We start from the raw sequence: 18,140 nt of genomic DNA on the forward strand, positions 1-18,140 counted from the left end.
TACCAAGCGCTATATGAGCATGATACATCTTGAGGCCCTGGATGTCATGACTGATTCACAGGTAACTGCTGGCTAGGTGATGACTACCAAGCGGGTTATGAATTTGCGAAAAATTCTTGACGGTACCACATTATAATTGAATTAATTGCCCTTTGCTGTCTGTTAAAGCGGATGGCTTCTCGGTCAAGGAATATAAAAAGGATGTTCCCTAATGGGAACATCCTTTTTTACTCATTGTTCTGAGGGACGGTGCGCTTTTTGCGTTCGGCGCGTACTTTTTCGATACGCTTTTCCTCAACGTGTTCGACGGTGAATACAAAATCACCGATTTCAACGCTCGGATGCTCATTTTCACTGGGTATGCGCCCCAGCCTGTCGATTATGAGACCTGCGAGGGTATCATATTCACCCTCTGGCAGTTTTGTGTCCAAAAGGTGGCTGACTTCTTCGATATCCGCAGTACCCTCGATGGTATATGTCGAATCGTCGATTACCGAGTATTCGTCGGTTTCATCGTCGTATTCATCCTGAATGTTGCCGACTATGGACTCCAGCAGGTCTTCCATAGTGACGATGCCGGCAGTTCCGCCGTATTCGTCGATGACAACCGCCATATGCTGTTTCTGTTCGGTAAGCTCAACAAAAAGGTCCTGACAGCGCTTGGTTTTCGGTACAAAAAGCGGCGGCCGCATTATTTCACGGATATTAAATTCTTTATCCATCGGCTTGCCGACAAATTTCAGCAGGTCCTTTGCGAATACAATACCCACAATGTCGTCAAGGTCATCTTTATAAACCGGGATTCGTGAGAATCCTTCCTTGAGCGCGACGTCTATTACATCTGACAGTGAGGCAGTGTCCTCAACTGCATATATTTCTGTGCGGTGCGTCATAATGTCGCTGGCGGTCCGGTCATTGAATTCGAAAATGTTGTTTATCATTTCCTTTTCATTTTCGTCAATGGCTCCGGTCTCCTCACCGACATCTACCAACATGCGTATTTCTTCTTCGGTTACATTATTCTGATTGTCAACAGGTCCAACACCGAAAAGATGTGCAACTGCGTTTGTCGAATGAGAAAGCAGTGCGACGAACGGCAAGAATATGATTGAAATGGCGTTGAGTATGCCGGCCACTCTGAGTGCCAATGCTTCGGAATTCTTCATCGCGATTCGCTTTGGAACAAGCTCGCCGAAGACCAGCGTGAAATATGAAAGCAAAATAGTGACTATGAAAACTGAGAGGAATTTTACCAAAGCAGGTGAAACTCCACTGTTTTCAAATGCCGCAGCAATTCTATCCGCAATACTTTCTGAAGCAACGGCACTTGAAAACAGGCCAGACAGCGTTACTCCAACTTGTATTGCAGCAAGAAAATTACTCGGCCTAGATAAAAGCTTTTCAAGAACGATGGCCCGCTTGTTTCCTTCCTCCGCGAGAACCTTGATTTTAGTATCGTTTGCCGAGACAATGGCAATTTCGCTTGCCGCGAAAAAAGCATTAATTAAAATAAGTACAAGGAGCAATAAAAGTTGCAGTATTAAACTGCCACCAGAATCCATTTAGAAATTCCTCTCATAGACAAGATTTACGCGTGCAAAACTTGAAAACGCAATATTACGTTTTGTGTTTATAACGTAATCGCATAAGTAATTATAACCATACTAATTATTATAATATATGTTTTTAACCATTCTGTCAAATAGCGGAAAACCAAGGTCAGTGATGTAAAAGAAAAGCCAAAACTTGTTTCAGCAAATAAGCAGTACATAATCCGCAATTGGCTTTTAGTACAAAAATATTTATATTGTTAGTATATATTTTATATTATTTTTCCCCGTATTGCAATAAGGCGTGCTGGGTGTGCGGTTCAGCAACAAAGAAGTTAAACAAGATGAAACCGAATAAACCGGCGCTCAAGGTTTTCTGCCCGAAATTCAATGCTTTTCGGCGATTTTCGGGTTGGCTTCTATAAAACGCAAGGGCTGCACCTGACGCTGACAATTTCAACGTTTGGTGCAGCCCTCTAATTTCGGTTTAATTACACTCTGAAAAGCAGATCTGCATATGTAGGAATCGGCCAGATATTTTCGGGCACTAACATTTCAAGTTCATCAGCGACTGCACGGACATTGGCCATAGCCGGGATTACTTTGTCACGGTATGCAACCGCGCTCTCTTTAGGATTGTCGATTGCTGATGCGGCCTCAACAGCGTCCTTAAGAGCGATTGTGTATGCTTCAAAGTCGTCAACAAGACCAGATACTTTGGTGAGCAAATCGCTTGCTGCCTTGCTTTTCGCGCCGGCGGATTTCAGGTTTGCATTAAGTGCCGCAAGCTGGTTCAAAAATGTAAGCGCGGCGGGAATCAACTCACGGTTGGCCATCTGAATCATGGTTAAAGCTTCAATATTGATAATCTTGGAATAATTCTCAAGGTGGATTTCATAGCGTGAATCAAGTTCGGCCTTTGACATAACGCCAGTGCGGGCAAGGACATCAATATTCTTCGGTTCTTTTAACACTTCAATAGCGTCGACAGTGTTTGTGATGTTCGGGAGTCCGCGCCTTGCAGCCTCGGCAACCCATTCTTCGGAATAGTTGTTGCCGTTGAATATGATGCGCTTGTGTTTTTTGATAGTTTCTTTTACAATCGCCCTAACCTCAGACATAAAATCGTCAGCTTTTTCAAGGCGGTCAGCGAACCTTGAGAGTGTGTCCGCGACCGTGGCGTTGAGAATATAGCAGGGCGATGCGACACTCTGTGATGAACCTGCCATGCGGAATTCAAACTTGTTGCCTGTGAAGGCGAAGGGGGACGTGCGGTTGCGGTCTGTTGAATCCTTCGGCAGGTTAGGCAGTGAGGTGACACCGATGTCAATTGTTTTACGCTCTATGCCCTCATAGGGTTTGCCTGTCTCAATTGATTCGAGGATAGCGCTGAGTTCTTCGCCGACGAATATCGAGATAATTGCAGGGGGAGCTTCATTAGCGCCGAGGCGGTGGTCATTGCCGGCGCTTGCGACTGTCATACGGAGCAAATCCGCATAATCGTCAACAGCCGCTATGACGGCAGAAAGGAAGAGAAGGAATTGGGCGTTTTGACGCGGGGTTTTTCCGGGATCAAAAAGGTTTTGTCCCTCGTCGGTTGACAGTGACCAGTTGATGTGTTTGCCGCTGCCGTTGACGCCATCAAACGGTTTCTCATGCAGAAGGCAGGCAAGGCCATGCTTCTTTGCGATCCTGCGCATAGTCTCCATAACTACCTGGTTGTGGTCGGTTGCGACATTCGCTGAGTCAAAGATGAGTGCAAGCTCGTGCTGGGCAGGGGCAACCTCGTTATGTTTTGTCTTTGCTGATATGCCTAGTCTCCAAAGCTCATAGTCCAGGTCGTGCATGAATTCGCTTACTCTCATGCGCAGGCGGGCGTAATATTGGTCGTCAAGTTCCTGGCCCTTCGGGGGCTTTGCACCGAACAGTGTACGTCCCGCGAGCATAAGGTCAAGGCGCTTGTTGTAAAGCCCACGGTCGACAAGGAAATACTCCTGCTCCGGACCCACTGTTGCTGTAACGTGATTTGCTGATGTATTGCCAAAGAGCTTGAGTATGCGCAGCGCTGCGTTGCTCAAAGCTTCGGCCGAACGCAGCAAAGGAGCTTTTTTATCGAGCGCCTCGCCTGTGTAGGAAATAAATACAGTCGGTATGTAAAGGGTCCCGTCCTTTACAAAAGCGGGGGAGGTGCAGTCCCAAGCGGTATAACCCCTCGCTTCAAATGTGGCGCGGAGTCCGCCTGACGGGAATGAAGACGCGTCTGACTCTCCCTTTATAAGTTCTTTGCCTGAGAACTCCATGATCACTTTGCCGTCGTTTGTAGGTGAAATAAAAGCGTCATGCTTTTCGGCGGTGATGCCAGTCATCGGCTGAAACCAATGTGTAAAGTGGGTTGCGCCCTTTTCAATAGCCCAATCCTTCATTGCATTGGCAACGACGTCAGCAATTGACGGATCTATTGGAAGACCCTGTTCTATGGTTTTCTTTAACGACTTGTAAGTAACCTTAGGAAGCCGTGTTTTCATAACTGAATCATTAAATACGTTGCTGCCAAAAATAGAAGCTGGACACATATCCTTTTCATCTTCCATTGTGTATGCCCCCCTTGTGAGAAAAAAGAAAAAGGTGCATCACGGCAAGGCTGCCGCGAAACACCATTGTTTCACACGCGATATTATATAAATAGTATAACATAGAAACAGCAGTTTTGCAAAATAGAGTTTTTCACAAACTTTCATTATATTTGTGCCTCCCGGATAGTCCAAATCAATAAATAAATATGCGGGATTAAACGCAAAAACACCAAAGAGTCAGCAAATGTGACGCAAAACTGCTGTAATGGACTTATTATAGGTTTAGCTGAATAAAAGGTTTTTTGAATCTGCTTGCAGAGAATTTTATGAGGCATGATAGGGTTTATTTAAGTGCCTTTAGGAGTTTTTCACGCAGCTTTACGGGGTCTGCTTTGCCGCGGAGCGCCTTCATGCACTGGCCCATCAAGAAACCAATGGCCTTTTCCTTGCCGGCCTTGAAATCTGCAACTGACTTCGGATTAGCTGCAATTACTTCGCTTACCGTCTTATCAATTGCGCTTTCATCGCCTATCACAGCGAGAGAATGTTTCTCCACAAGGCTTTCGGCGGTTTCGCCTTGTTCGTCAAAGAGCATCGAGAGCACCTTTTTGCCGGACGCAGCGGTAATTTTGCCGTTTTTGCACATAGTAATTATGCTGACGAGATTCTCCGGCCCGAAGGGGATATTTTCAGGCTCCAATTCGCGTTCTTTTAGGTTGCGCATCATTTCGCCGACTATCCATTTTGCGGCTTCCTTATAATCAGTTTTTTCGGCAATCGCCTCATAAAAATCTGAAAGGGCCCTTGATTCGGTTATAATAACAGCGTCGGCTTCCGATACGCCGTTTTTGACATATTCAGCAATCCTGACCTCCGGAAGGCGGGGAAGGCCTGCGCGTATTTCTTCAATCCTCTTGTCGTCAAGGACAATGGGAACGATATCAGGTTCGGGGAAGTAACGGTAGTCGTTAGCCTCTTCTTTGCCCCTCATTGGCCGGCTTTCTCCCCGGCTGTCGTCCCAGCGGCGCGTCTCCTGTTCAACCTTACCGCCGTCTAAAATAACGTCAATTTGCCGTTGTGATTCGTTTTCAACCGCGCGGTAAATGGCGCGGAATGAGTTTATATTTTTCATTTCGGTTCTGGTTCCGAACTGGTCAGAGCCCTTTGGCCTTACAGACAGATTGACGTCGGCGCGGAGTGAGCCTTCTTCCATTCGGCAGTCTGAAACGCCTGCATAGAGCAGAATTGTGCGGACGCGCTCCACAAACTCCTTTGCCTCTTCAGGGGAGCGGATATCCGGTTCGGATACTATCTCAATCAGAGGGACGCCGCAGCGGTTATAGTCTACATAGGTGCGGCGGGCGGCGGTATCATGTACCAACTTACCCGCATCCTCTTCTATATGAATCCTCGTAATGCCGATTTTTTTGCCGCTTGACAGTTTTACATAACCGTTTTTGCAGAGCGGCAGGTCGTACTGTGAAATCTGGTATGCTTTCGGCAGGTCGGGGTAGAAGTAGTTCTTGCGGTCGAGCTTTGAAAAATGAGCAATTTCGCAGTTCATGGCAAGACCCGCGCGGACAGCATATTCGACGACCTTTTTGTTTAGCACAGGCAAGGTGCCGGGCATTCCGGTGCAGACTGGACAGCAGTGTGTATTCTGCTCTCCGCCGAACTCGGTTGAACAGCCGCAGAAAATCTTTGTTTTTGTTGCCAGTTCAGCATGTATTTCAAGTCCTACTACTGTTTCGAATTCCATTTCTCCGCACCCCCTTATATATTAGGAAACTTATTGTAAGGCGTAGACTTTTCAAAAGCATAAGCCGCCCTGAATATTTTCGGCTCGTTGAACGCAGGGGCGATAATCTGCAGCCCAATAGGCATGCCCTGTTTGTCAAATCCGCAGTTGAGCGACATGGCCGGGATACCGGCGATATTTACCGGCACCGTAAAGATGTCGCCGAGGTACATGGCGATCGGGTCACCGCTCTTTGAACCTATCGGATAAGCGGTGGTTGGAGCGGTAGGACCGATGATCAGGTCATAATTTTCAAAAACCTTGTCGAATCCGTTCTTAATAATTCTGCGAATTTTCAGCGCCTTTTTATAATAGGCGTCGTAATAGCCGGCGCTCAAGGCGTAAGTGCCGAGAATAATACGGCGTTTTACTTCACGTCCGAAACCTTCACCGCGGGAACGGTCCATGAGCTGGGCGAGATTTTTGCAGTCCTTTGCGGCGTAACCGAACTTGATACCGTCGTAGCGGGCAAGGTTAGATGAAGCCTCAGCTGATGAGATAAGATAATATGCCGGGACAGCATAATCCGCAGCGGGGAGTGAAACCTCATCGCATTTCGCGCCCAAATCTTCAAAGTGTTTTGCGGCGCGAAGAACGGCTTCTTTTACATCGGGGTCAAGCCCGTCACCGATATACTGTGTTGGTATACCTATCTTCATGCCTTTGACGCCACGGTCAATATCTGCTGTGTAATCCGGGTGCTTGTAATCGGCGCAAGTAGAATCGCGGCTGTCGGCGCCGCAAATAGCGTTCAGAACTATGGCGCTGTCTTCAACAGTACGGGTTATCGGGCCTATCTGGTCAAGGGAAGAAGCAAAGGCAACAAGGCCAAAACGGGAAACCGCGCCATATGTCGGTTTAAGGCCGACTACGCCACAGAAAGAAGCAGGCTGCCTTATCGATCCGCCGGTATCTGAACCCAGCGCGAAAAGAGCTTCACCCGAAGCAACGGCCGATGCAGAACCGCCGGACGACCCTCCGGGTACTCTCGTGATATCCCACGGGTTTGCACATTTCTTAAAATAGGAGGTTTCAGTTGAGCCGCCCATCGCAAACTCATCCATATTGAGTTTACCTGTTATGACAGCACCTGAAGATTCAAGTTTTTCAATAACTGTAGCGTTATACGGCGGAATAAAATTTTCAAGCATCTTAGAGGCGCAGGTCGTCGCAATACCTTTTGTGCAGATATTGTCTTTTATGCCGGCAGGAATACCTGTAAGCGCACCGGCTTCTCCGTTATCTATTTTTGACTGAGCGGATTTTGCCATGCTTTCTGCTTTTTCGCGGCAAAGGCTTATATATGCACCGAGTTTTCCGTCAACGGCTTCAATACGGGCATATACCGAATCCAATAGCTCGTCCGCCTTTATCTCATGCTTTTTCAGAAGCTCGGAAGCTTCTTTCACGCTTAACTTATAAAGATCCATGCTTCATCCTCCAACAAACCGATGTTTTCAGCGCGGCGCAGTAATCAAAGTCATTGTTCAACGGCAAGGGGAACATCATAGAAGCCGTCCTCTGAATTTGGTGCGCATGCAAGCAGAGTATCGCGGTCATATGACGGCACGGGATTATCGTCCCTCATTACATTTGAAAGGCCGAGAACATGTTCCATAGGTTCAATTTCGTCGGTATCTATTTTTGAAAGTGTATCCATATAACCGATTATGGCGTCAAGATCCTTCTCAAGCGAGGCTTTTTCTTCCGCACTCAGTTCCATGCGGGCAAGCTTTGTCAGATATTCAATGTCGGCCTTTTGTGACATAATAATCCCTCCAACAATGGAAACTTATTTATCTATTCCAAATATGAATGTAAGTCGTATTTGACAACATTCATTAGTGAATTCCGTATTTATACATAAGTATAATTATAACATATCATCTTATCTTTGCAAGTATAACCAAATTAGCTTGATAAACTCATTCATCGTAAAAACTAAATTTTGATAAGCGAAAGAATCAGCGGGGGATAGGGAAGATGTCATTATTGGCAAAGCTGATATTCTCATAAACTGGCTTTCATGTTGACGATTCTTTACAGAAAAATATTAGAGGGTGATTATTGAATATTTATTACTTCATAAAAAATAGAACACATAAGTCAAAAAAAAAGCCGGTGCCTGTTGGCACCGGTAAAAAGGAGGTTTATCTATGAATCAGGTTAAACTTACTTGCTTGACTTCCATGCGTCATACTGCTTCTGCATCTCAGCGAGCAGCTCATCTACACCGTTGGCTTTAAGCTCTTTCTTGAATGCACTAACAGTCTTGTCAACATCGCAAGTTCCATAGAAGAGCTGTTTGTAGTAGGCCGTAACTGTGTTAGAGCAGCTGTTGACCTGATCTTTAACAGGAGTCGGGTCAAAGATAAAGCCGAGCGACGGAAGAGCTGTGGCTTTATCGTTGTACTCTTCGTACGATTTCCAGAGGTTCGGATCCTGAGTTGTTGTGAGGTAGTTGATGAACTGGTTGCCAAGGATCCAGCCACCAGCGGACTTATAATCAGATGAGCTCTTGAGCTCAATGATATTGTCAGATTTCTTTTCGTAGTCTATGCCTTCCTCGCCCCATACAAACAGGTTGACAAGTGTTTTGTCTGTATAGAGCATCTTGATGAGCTGGAATGCCTCATCCTTATGCTGTGAAGAAGTCGGAATAGCAAGCATAGCGCCTGTTGTTTCACGATTTGTCTTCTCGATAGGAGTGATGTCAACTTGTACTACGTCAAATCCGAGTGAAATGGATTCTGACTTGTCTTTACCAGGAACAAGTGACCAGCTACCGCAGAGGTACTTGCCTGATTTCATTTCTGTCTCCTGGCTCTCAGCAGTAGAAGCGTTTGGTGAGAAGTAACCTTTCTTGTTGTACTCCTTCATCTTCTTGTAGAAGGCAACAGACTTATCATCTGTGAACTGATCGAAAACCTTATTGCAGCCTTCCGCAGGATCAAACGCTCCAGGCGTACCGTCGCCAACTATGACATCCCAATCAAGGAATTTGAACGGATTATCCATAGCAGCTGCGCAGATAGGAATAATGCCGTCAGCTTTTGCTTTTTCAAAATACGGCTCCATATCTTCGAGCTTTTTGATCTTAGTGATGTCAATGCCGTATTTGTCAATCAGGTCCTTCTTAATAAGGAATCCCCAGTCGTGAGCTTTTTCCTTGTTTGTCGGCATAGCGTAGTTTTTACCGTTGATCTTTGAGCTGTCGAGGAAATCCTTACCAAGGAGCTCTACAAGGTCTGGATTCTTCTCCAGATACGGTGTCAAATCTGTGAGATAACCGTTGGCTGCATGTGACCTGTAACCGGCTCCGTTCCAGTTAGAAACGAAGACGATATCGGCCTGTTGACCTGTCTGCAGCATTGTGTTGATCTTCTGGCCGAGCGGATCCCAAGCCTGCTGCTGCCAGTCAATCTGAATGCCGGTACCCTTTTCCTCCAGGTACTTGTTAATTGCTTTGACAACGCGTTCCTGTCCCTGGCTCTTTGCATCACCAGTGAACATTTTCAATGTGACCGTTGGCTTTGACTTGTTACCACCAGTGCTGGAGCTATTATCATTCTTTTTGCATCCAGTAAGCATAAATGGTAACGCAGTAGTCAAAGCCAGGGTGAGACATAGTAACTTTTTGCCACTATGCATTAGAAATTCCTCCTCACAAATATATTACTAACCGATTTCTCGGTATTAGCCTTTTACAGCACCTACTATGATACCTTTGACGAAATATCTCTGGAAGAATCCATAGCAGAAGATAACCGGTCCAACTGCAATAACTGCAATAGCCATTCTTATGCTGTCAGAAGGCAAATTTTGTCTGGCGGTGGGAGGAACGTTCGTATTGGTTGTCAAGTAAGTTATGTTATTGAGTAACTGATACATATAATACTGAATAGTGTAGAGATGGCTGTCTTTTATGAATATGAGTGAGAGATAATAGTCATTCCAGAAACGCAGCAGGCAGAACAGGAAAATAGTTGCAAGTCCAGCTCTGGCAAGCGGAAGCACGATTGTGAAGAATATCCTGAATTCCCCTGCTCCGTCAATCCTAGCAGCTTCAATCAAATCGTCAGGAACTGACGATTTCATGAACGTACGCATGATAATTACCCACCATGCGTTCAAGAGATAGGGAACGATCAAGATCCAAACAGTTGAGTCTATTTGAAAAACACGGGAATAAACAATAACCCACGGAACGAGTCCGCCACCGAAAATCGTTGTGAAGAATGCGAAGAAAGCGAATTTGTTTCGAGGTCCGAAACTGCTTCTCGATAGCGGGTAGGCGTACAGCGCTATAATAAGCGTGGCTGCAACTGAACCGAACGCAGTAACAAATAGTGAAACGCCATATGCCCTTCCAATATCCTTCCAATATTTAAAAACAAATCGATATGCCTCTAAAGAAAACTCAGAAGGCCAGTAAGAATAACCATTCTGCAATATTGAATCATTAGAGCTAAAAGACACCATTATAATAAGAATTACTGGCATTATGAATAAGAAAAGAATAATCAGAAAAATTATATTTATAATTGCATTAGATGCCGGCGAAATACGATTGATATGGCTGAGTTTTACATGTTTACTTTTTGCTGGCGCGCTTTCCATCGTTATCCTCCCCACTGCATTAGGCAGTTAATATTTGATGTATCAGAACAAAGCCGAATCTTCGTCGACCTTCTTAACAAAGAAGTTGGCAATAAATACCACTATGCAGCCAACAACCGCCTGATAGAGACCTGCTGCGGCGGATTTACTTACATCATTAAGATTCAAGAGCAGTCTGTAAACATATGTATCAAGAATATCTGTTGTACTGTAAAGAGCACCTTGGTTACGCGGAACGTTGAAGAACAAGTCGAAGTCACCGTTGAATATGCGGCCGACGGCAATCAGCGTAAGAATTACCATTGGTGTTTTAAGCATCGGTAATGTGATGTATTTTACCTGTTGCCATTTACTTGCACCGTCAAGGGATGCTGCTTCGTAATACTCTGTGCTTATGCCTGCAATAGAAGCGATATATACTATCAAGTTATAGCCCGTGTATTTCCACATATGGAAGAAAGTCAATATTGGAGGCCATTTGTCTGGCTCAGAATAGAACCATATCTCTTCCATACCAAGAGCCTTTATTATATTGTGGTTTATAAATCCGGTCTTATTGCAGAAGAATGCGTATACTATGTAACTTACTACGATCCATGAAATAAAGTATGGAAGGAACATAAGATTCTGATAAACCTTAGCGGCTGTTTGGTTCCACATTTCAGACATTGCGATTGCGAGCGCAACCGGAACAATAATGTCAAGTGCAATAAATAACAAGTTGTATAAAACAGTATTACGGGTAGCAACCAATGCGTTTGACGTATTAAATAAGAACCGGAAGTTCTTGAAACCAGTAAATTGGCTGTGGAACAAGGAGTATAGGAAACTCTTTTCATATCGATAATCTTCGAAAGGAATAATTACACCTATCATTGGAAGGTAGTTATTAATTATAAGAACCACTACACCCGGTAGCAGCATTAAATAATAAGGAATGTTTTTTACGAAAGTGTTATATCTTTTCCCTTTGCGTGTTGGGACGGCTGGTTTAACCGGGTTTTCTGGCGCGCTGTTGATATCGGGTTTCAAATCGACAGCTTGCTCCATAGACATTTTGGCACCTCTCCTTTTTTTCTCTCGGAGTAATAGTTATCTTAACTGTGAACGGTGATAGAAATGATGGTTGGTTCAACAGCTCAACAGCGAGGAACCATTAAAATTGACATTTCATTACGCTGATATAGTACTATTTTTAGCAATATAACTAAATAGACGAATTTGTTAAATAGTAATCAAAATTGCTCTCATTCTGGAATTTTATATCCAGCAAAAAATTGCACCAAAAATGCCGCAATCCGGAAAGAAGTTCGGATTGCGGCATTTTTTACACTATATTCAGTTTATGGTATACATTTTTGATGTTATTATTTTTGCGATTTCTGCATCGCTGACTCTCTGTACTCTGAAGCCGTCATGCCTGTATACTTGCGGAACAGTTTTGAAAAATAATGTGAGTTGGGTACTCCGACGGCTTCGGCGACTTCGTAGGTTTTATATTTCGTATCTGTGAGCAAATCCTTTGCTTTGTTTATCCTAAGTTCATTAAGATAATCAATAAAATTTATGCCCAATTCCTTTTTGAACATGCGGCTGAGGTAGAAATTGCTGACATAAAGCTTTTCTGCAACCTGATTAAGCGTAATCTGTTCCATATAATGTTTGTCGAGGAAATCTACTGCGCGGCGCAAAAGAAGTTTCATATTATTGTTGTTGTATTCATGGACTTTTGTAACAGTCTGATTTACGGCGTTTTCCAGAATTGCATTGAGGTCGGATATGTTGTCACATTTCTCTATCATCTTGTAAAGTGAAGCGAGCGTTCCTTCGTCCTTTGGTTTTTCTCCTGATACAAGAGATACTCTTATAGAGTTTATGAGGGAAATCGTATTGAAATAGAAATTCTTTATGTAATCCTTGTCGGAATTGCCAAGGCGGTTGATGCAGTCAAAAAGCAAAGCGAGGCTTTTTGATGAAGCTTCAGGATTTCCTGCCTTTACGTTGTCGATAAGCTCTTTTTGTCTGTCGTTGAGTTCCGAATAGTCTGTGTATTTGAAAAAGGTTCCGAGGTCGCTATAAAATATCACGCAGTTAGCGCCTAAATAAAACTTATGCTCAAGAGCTTCTTTACATTCCTTGAGTTTTTCCGGGAGCTGTTTGTAACCATCACCTTGTGTACTTATTGCAACTGAAATAGTAAAGCCAAAACAATTTTGTATAATATTTTGCAAATATGTGCACTTTGAATTTATAAAATTTTGCTCAACGTTGTCGCCATCCTTTAGAATCAGAACAAAGGCGACGCGCCTGCGGCTTATTGATACGCAAAGAACGGTGAATCTATCTGAAAATACTTCCTCGAGCGTACTGATTATACCAAATTGATAGAGCTGCGATTCCTGAACCTGCTTTTCATCTTCTGCATCCGAGCCGTTTTTAATTTCTCCGTTGTCGTCGTTTTCAACTATGCCGAGAATAAAGCGCTTGATTTTCATTCCGAGCGCTTCTGCCTGTTGAATAGTACCATCCGTATCTGAAAAAGTTCCGTAAATCATATTGAAAAGCAGTTTTTCTTTTATAAAGGGCAGGTTCTTTTCATATATACGGCGCAGTTTCTGTATTTCGGCAGCTTTGTTATATTTGAACCTCAATTCTTTTACGGCGCGGGCAATTACCGCGTTTAGTTCCTCAATTTTAGTGGGTTTTAATATGTAATCAAAGGCGCCAAGTTTTATCGCTTCTTGTGCATAATCGAAATCACGGTAGCCGGTGAGTATGATAATCTTGCTATCAGGTATAATTTCTTTGATTTCACCGATCATAGTAAGCCCATCAACCTCAGGCATTCGTATGTCGGTTATAATAATATCCGGACGTTCGCTTTCTATCATCTTTTTGCCGGCAAGTCCGTCACCTGCTTCTCCGCAGACTTCACAGTCGTAATTGTCCCAGTTTACAATGTTCCGTATGCCTTTTCTAATGATCGGTTCATCATCAATAATTAAGACTTTGAACATAAGAACCTCCATTAATCATTATAAACCGCTGTTTCACTCCGCAGGTAGTTTCTCTATCTTTTCATCTATCTCATGAGGAATATCAAAATATATTTTTGTAAATGAGCCCTTCTTACTTTCAATTTTAATACCATATTGAGGGCCATAGAACAATTTAATCCTGCAGTTTACATTTTCAAGGCCGATACCTCTTAAACCATTGTTCTCTGCATACTTGAAATAATCCTCATCATTCATGCTCAGCCGTTCATTTATTATTTCGAGTTCGTCGGGATCAATGCCGGCGCCGTTGTCTTCAACTGTTATTCTTATAAGCTCGTTGAATTTTGCGGCGGTAACCTTGACTACGCCTTTTCCCCTATAGTTTGCAACACCGTGATTTATGGCATTTTCCACGAGCGGCTGTATAAGCAGACGCGGAACCTTAACTTCAAGTAGCTCTGGGTCAATTTCCTTGTTAAGCTCAAGCCTGCCTTCAAATCTTTTTTTCATAATAAGAATGTAGTTATCTATATAATTTAATTCCTGAGCAAGCGTAATGAATTTGCCGCTGCGTGCGATACTTGCATCCATAAGTGACGCTAAGGCTGTAACGGTTTCGCTGATTTCCGGTACACCTTTCAGCTGCGCCATCCAGTTTATAGACTCCAGAGTATTGAAAAGAAAATGGGGGTTTATCTGCGACTGAAGTGCTTTAATTTGCGCATCTTTTCTCGTCAACTGTTCGCGGAGAATCCATTTCTGAAGTGTAGTGATTTCCTTGACCATTGTGTTGAATGAGGTTCCCATAAAGCCGAGTTCATCTTTGCGGTCAAGCTTCACTTCAACGTTAACTTCGCCGTTTTGAAGCCGCTTCATGCCGCCGACGAGCGCATTAATGGCGGTAACAAAATCATAAGATATATAGAAACTGATGAGAAGCATCAGCAGAACTGCGCAGATCAACGAAATAATTATTCTTTGCTTTATATATTCTACATCACTGTATAATGTGGATAATGGTATATAAGATACGATCTTCCATCCGGTTTTATCAACTGTTATATAGGAGATGAGAGTATTCTGCTTCATATCGGTAAAAAATCCGTGGCTGCCGTTCATTTTACCGAACATTTCTTTTGAAAGCGCATATGAGTCAGCACCGGACCTGCTTAAGATAACCTCCATATTATCGGAAAGCACGGCGGTTTTTTTCATATCCTCGTTGATAAGCCCGTTGAATACGGTATTGAACCAATCCTGTTTCACCATGAGCACAAGCATGCCGCACATTTTGTAATTGTCACGGTCATTAATAGCGCGTGCATAAAATATGTGTTTTACTTTTCCCTTAGAAGAATCAAGATACCAAACAGGCTCACCCTCGCTCTTTTCTACCTTTTCGAGTAATTCATAGTATAGTTTGCTTTCTTTTGGTAAAATTTTTTGAATGCTTTCACGCTGGGAGTTGTCATCGGCATAGCAATTCGGCAGATTGCTGTTTAAGAGATAAACGCCGATTGATTGAACTTCTCCCCTGATTCTGATCTGATTTTTCAGATAATCTCTGACATTGTCCTGGGTATGATAAACTGTAACGTTATCTTCGCTGATTTTGTCATTCTGTATGTAGCTGTTTATCAATGAACTGCCAAGCATATCCGTGCTTATACTGTCAAGGCTTGATATGTAATCATTAAGCCGCATTGTTATAATCTTTAGGATATCTTGAGAATAATTAATGGATTTGTTTTTTAAAACATCTTCACTATTTTTAAAGCATACGAAGGAAATCGTAACAAGCGGGACCAGAATTGCGATGTTCAATATGAGCATCAGCTTTATTCGGATTGGCATGTTTTTATAAAAGGAAACTAAATTTCTAAGCCCGGAATTCATCATGACATTCAGTTTTTTAAGGGCTGTTTTGGCGGCTGCGATCATTGATTCACCAACTCGTTAAAATACAAATGTTATTTTTCCTCTGCACCGGCTTCTATTGCCATGTTCCAAAGTTCTTCTGGTGAAATTTTGTTGCACAGCATATCTGGAAAGTTTCTGATAATCACACTTTCCCATACCGACCGTGTGATGTAACTGTCAGGTGCACCTACAAGGACGGAAGCATCATTTACCATTTTGATTCCTGATTTAGTGAGTTTATTGTATTTGATTTTGCTTTCATCTAATTTCACACAGCTTATCATGTCGGATTGAACAGCCAGCTTCTCACATGCTTCCTTCGAGGTTAGAAATCTCAATAGCTTAATGGCTGCTTCTTTTTTTACAGGGTCATTCCAGGCCTTTTGGCTTATGTAAAATGTACCGCAGCCAAGGCAATAAACTGCTGCGTTCGGACTGTTTTCTGTCATGCGGGGGAAGGGCACAAGCTCAACGGTGTCCGTTTTACATTTATCGACGAACCAAGACCCCTGGACAATCATAGCCGCCTTTTTTTGAAGGAATAGGTCATCTCTTGCATTACTTTCCATTGTAAAACATTCGTTGTCATTAGGGAAAGCACCCAATTCGCGCAGTTCCCGCATTATATACATTGCCTTTATGTAACTGTCCCGTATTTTGCCGTTTATGAATGGATTTTCAACATTTTTGCCGTCAAGGCTCATAACGATATTTTGATAGAGGTAACTTCCCTCGGGCTTGCAGTTGTATGCAATAGGGATTATATTGTTGTTTTTGAAGGTAACTATAGCCTTTTTCAGGTCCTCATAGTTTTCGGGCACCTTCACATTGTATCTGTCAAAAAGGTCCTTGTTTATAAAAAGCCCCTCAAAGGTTATTTCAACCGGCAATCCATAAATCTTTCCGTTTTGCATGACTTGGGGCCACATGCTCGTGTCAAAACTGTTGTACCATTTCGGATCAGAGGTAATAAGATTGGTCAGATCTGCGACTTTTCCGGCTTTTATCAGTGTTCTGATATCGCTGCCGGGCCAAAGGCCGAAAACATCAGGCTGGCTCCCGGTTGCAAATTTTTCTTTAATGGTGGGTAAAAAATCATCACCCGAGAGGGTCTGATTGACTATTTCCGTATTTTTTTCTTTTTCCTGAAATTCATCAAAAAGCTGCTCTACAACGCTGGCCTTAGTGTCGTATCCGCCCCAACTGTTCATAAACGTCAGCTTTATTTTGGATTTTGACTCGCTGTTTTGGGTAGCTTTGGTATCATTAATGCCATAAAAAGTGCTGAAAACAACAGCAAAAAAGGCAATAACAGCAAGTACTGCTAATGCTGCAGCCTTTTTCATTGTCCAGCCCCCTCTTTTAAGCCAAACAGCGATTTTAGTAAATTACACAAAAGTTAACCAAATAATGTGTGCTTTATTATTAATTTTAATACAATATTTTATAAAGTCAACTAAATGAATTAAAAATACTAAATATTTATACTAAACAACATTATATAATAACAGAAATAACCGTTGGTTTACAGCAAAAAGCTGCACCGCCAGTTTTCAATTTCGACGGCGCAGACGGCCAGCGTTTGAATATGTATGAAAAGTAAGAGTTTATGACTGTTCTCGCTTGTTTTTAGCTATATATAAAAGCCCATCCGGAATTTTGTCTAAGTTTTCAAGAGCGGCTCCAGTACCTCTTGCAACACAAGTTACAGGGTCATCTGCTAAATGCGCCGGTATTCCTGTGTGTTTTGAAACTAATTTATCCATACCGTAGATACAACTTCCGCCTCCCGTGAGAATGATGCCGCTTTCGGCGATGTCGCCGATAAGTTCAGGAGGTGTGCTTTCAAGTACGGAGTGGATGGCATCGAGGACGCTCGTTGAAACCTCATGGAAAGCCTCCCGGGTTTCCTCAGATGTAATTTCGATCATTTTAGGCAGCCCAGTGACCAGACAGCGGCCTTTAACTGCCATGCTAAGTTCCTCTTCCCGCGGATAAACACAGCCAATTCGGATTTTTACTTCTTCGGCAGTGCGTTCTCCGATAAGGACGCTGTATTTTCTGCGTACATATTTTATAATTGCCTCGTCAAATTTATCGCCGGCGACCTTCAGTGATTTGGAAACAACGGAATCCTTTAATGAAAGAACAGCAATGTCGGTAGTTCCGCCGCCGATATCTACAATCATGCTGCCGCGCGGCGCTGAGATATCAATTCCTGCACCGATGGCAGCGGCTATTGGTTCTTCAATCAGGTAAGCCCGGCGTGCGCCCGCTTCTATCGCCGCGTCATAAACAGCCCTTTCTTCAACTTCTGTAATCATAGCGGGGACGCAAATCATTATACGCGGTTTAAAGAAATAACCGCCGCAGATTTTTTTGATAAAATGTTTGAGCATTTGCGCAGTGAGGTCGAAATTTGAGATAACGCCGTCGCGCAGAGGTCTTACCGCAACGATATTTTCTGGTGTGCGGCCAAGCATTTTTCGTGCTTCTGTTCCAATTGCGACAATTTCATCATTATCCTTATCATATGCGATAACTGATGGTTCCTTCAGTACAATACCCTTGCCCTTAACATATATTAATATTGTCGCCGTCCCAAGATCCAGACCTATGTCATTACCAGGCAATTCATACACTTCCATTCTGAATTAATAATAACCGCACTAAAATATCA

General features: G+C 43.2%; 13 protein-coding genes. All 13 read right to left on the minus strand.

Going from position 1 to position 18,140, the window contains the following annotated elements:
* Positions 1–227: 227 nt before the first annotated feature.
* The gene (locus V6C21_RS09215) at positions 228–1,562 is read right to left on the minus strand and encodes a hemolysin family protein (RefSeq protein WP_479268866.1); all 1,335 of its coding nucleotides are present in this window, start codon (positions 1,560–1,562) and stop codon (positions 228–230) included.
* Positions 1,563–1,827: 265 nt separating this feature from the next.
* On the minus strand, positions 1,828–2,004 hold the full coding sequence (locus tag V6C21_RS09220) for a hypothetical protein (protein WP_479268867.1): 177 nt from the start codon (positions 2,002–2,004) through the stop codon (positions 1,828–1,830).
* Between the two features lie 37 nt (positions 2,005–2,041).
* On the minus strand, positions 2,042–4,141 hold the full coding sequence (locus tag V6C21_RS09225) for a type III glutamine synthetase (RefSeq protein ID WP_034841441.1): 2,100 nt from the start codon (positions 4,139–4,141) through the stop codon (positions 2,042–2,044).
* Between the two features lie 325 nt (positions 4,142–4,466).
* Positions 4,467–5,882, minus strand: coding sequence for an Asp-tRNA(Asn)/Glu-tRNA(Gln) amidotransferase subunit GatB (gene gatB / locus V6C21_RS09230; protein WP_034841443.1), 1,416 nt, complete (start codon positions 5,880–5,882; stop codon positions 4,467–4,469).
* Between the two features lie 14 nt (positions 5,883–5,896).
* Positions 5,897–7,351 (minus strand): Asp-tRNA(Asn)/Glu-tRNA(Gln) amidotransferase subunit GatA, encoded by a 1,455-nt coding sequence (gene gatA / locus V6C21_RS09235; protein ID WP_034841446.1) that lies wholly within the window; start codon positions 7,349–7,351, stop codon positions 5,897–5,899.
* Positions 7,352–7,401: 50 nt separating this feature from the next.
* Positions 7,402–7,689 (minus strand): Asp-tRNA(Asn)/Glu-tRNA(Gln) amidotransferase subunit GatC, encoded by a 288-nt coding sequence (gene gatC / locus V6C21_RS09240; RefSeq protein ID WP_051492513.1) that lies wholly within the window; start codon positions 7,687–7,689, stop codon positions 7,402–7,404.
* 404 nt (positions 7,690–8,093) lie between these two features.
* Positions 8,094–9,512, minus strand: a complete 1,419-nt coding sequence (locus V6C21_RS09245; protein ID WP_479268868.1) for an ABC transporter substrate-binding protein — start codon at positions 9,510–9,512, stop codon at positions 8,094–8,096.
* 105 nt (positions 9,513–9,617) lie between these two features.
* Positions 9,618–10,403: a carbohydrate ABC transporter permease gene (locus V6C21_RS09250; protein WP_479268869.1), complete on the minus strand. Its 786-nt coding sequence runs from the start codon at positions 10,401–10,403 to the stop codon at positions 9,618–9,620.
* 180 nt (positions 10,404–10,583) lie between these two features.
* Positions 10,584–11,597: an ABC transporter permease gene (locus V6C21_RS09255; protein WP_479268870.1), complete on the minus strand. Its 1,014-nt coding sequence runs from the start codon at positions 11,595–11,597 to the stop codon at positions 10,584–10,586.
* Between the two features lie 311 nt (positions 11,598–11,908).
* Complete coding sequence (locus V6C21_RS09260) at positions 11,909–13,558, minus strand: response regulator transcription factor (protein ID WP_034841457.1); 1,650 nt, start codon at positions 13,556–13,558, stop codon at positions 11,909–11,911.
* A gap of 33 nt (positions 13,559–13,591) precedes the next feature.
* Positions 13,592–15,394: a sensor histidine kinase gene (locus V6C21_RS09265; RefSeq protein WP_479268871.1), complete on the minus strand. Its 1,803-nt coding sequence runs from the start codon at positions 15,392–15,394 to the stop codon at positions 13,592–13,594.
* A gap of 116 nt (positions 15,395–15,510) precedes the next feature.
* Positions 15,511–16,806, minus strand: coding sequence for an extracellular solute-binding protein (locus V6C21_RS09270; RefSeq protein ID WP_034841463.1), 1,296 nt, complete (start codon positions 16,804–16,806; stop codon positions 15,511–15,513).
* Between the two features lie 261 nt (positions 16,807–17,067).
* The gene (gene mreB / locus V6C21_RS09275) at positions 17,068–18,108 is read right to left on the minus strand and encodes a rod shape-determining protein MreB (protein WP_034841466.1); all 1,041 of its coding nucleotides are present in this window, start codon (positions 18,106–18,108) and stop codon (positions 17,068–17,070) included.
* Positions 18,109–18,140: the final 32 nt, after the last annotated feature.

The organism is [Clostridium] cellulosi (assembly GCF_036762875.1).
In the GTDB taxonomy this organism is placed as follows: Bacteria; Bacillota; Clostridia; order Oscillospirales; family Ethanoligenentaceae; genus Ruminiclostridium_D; species Ruminiclostridium_D cellulosi.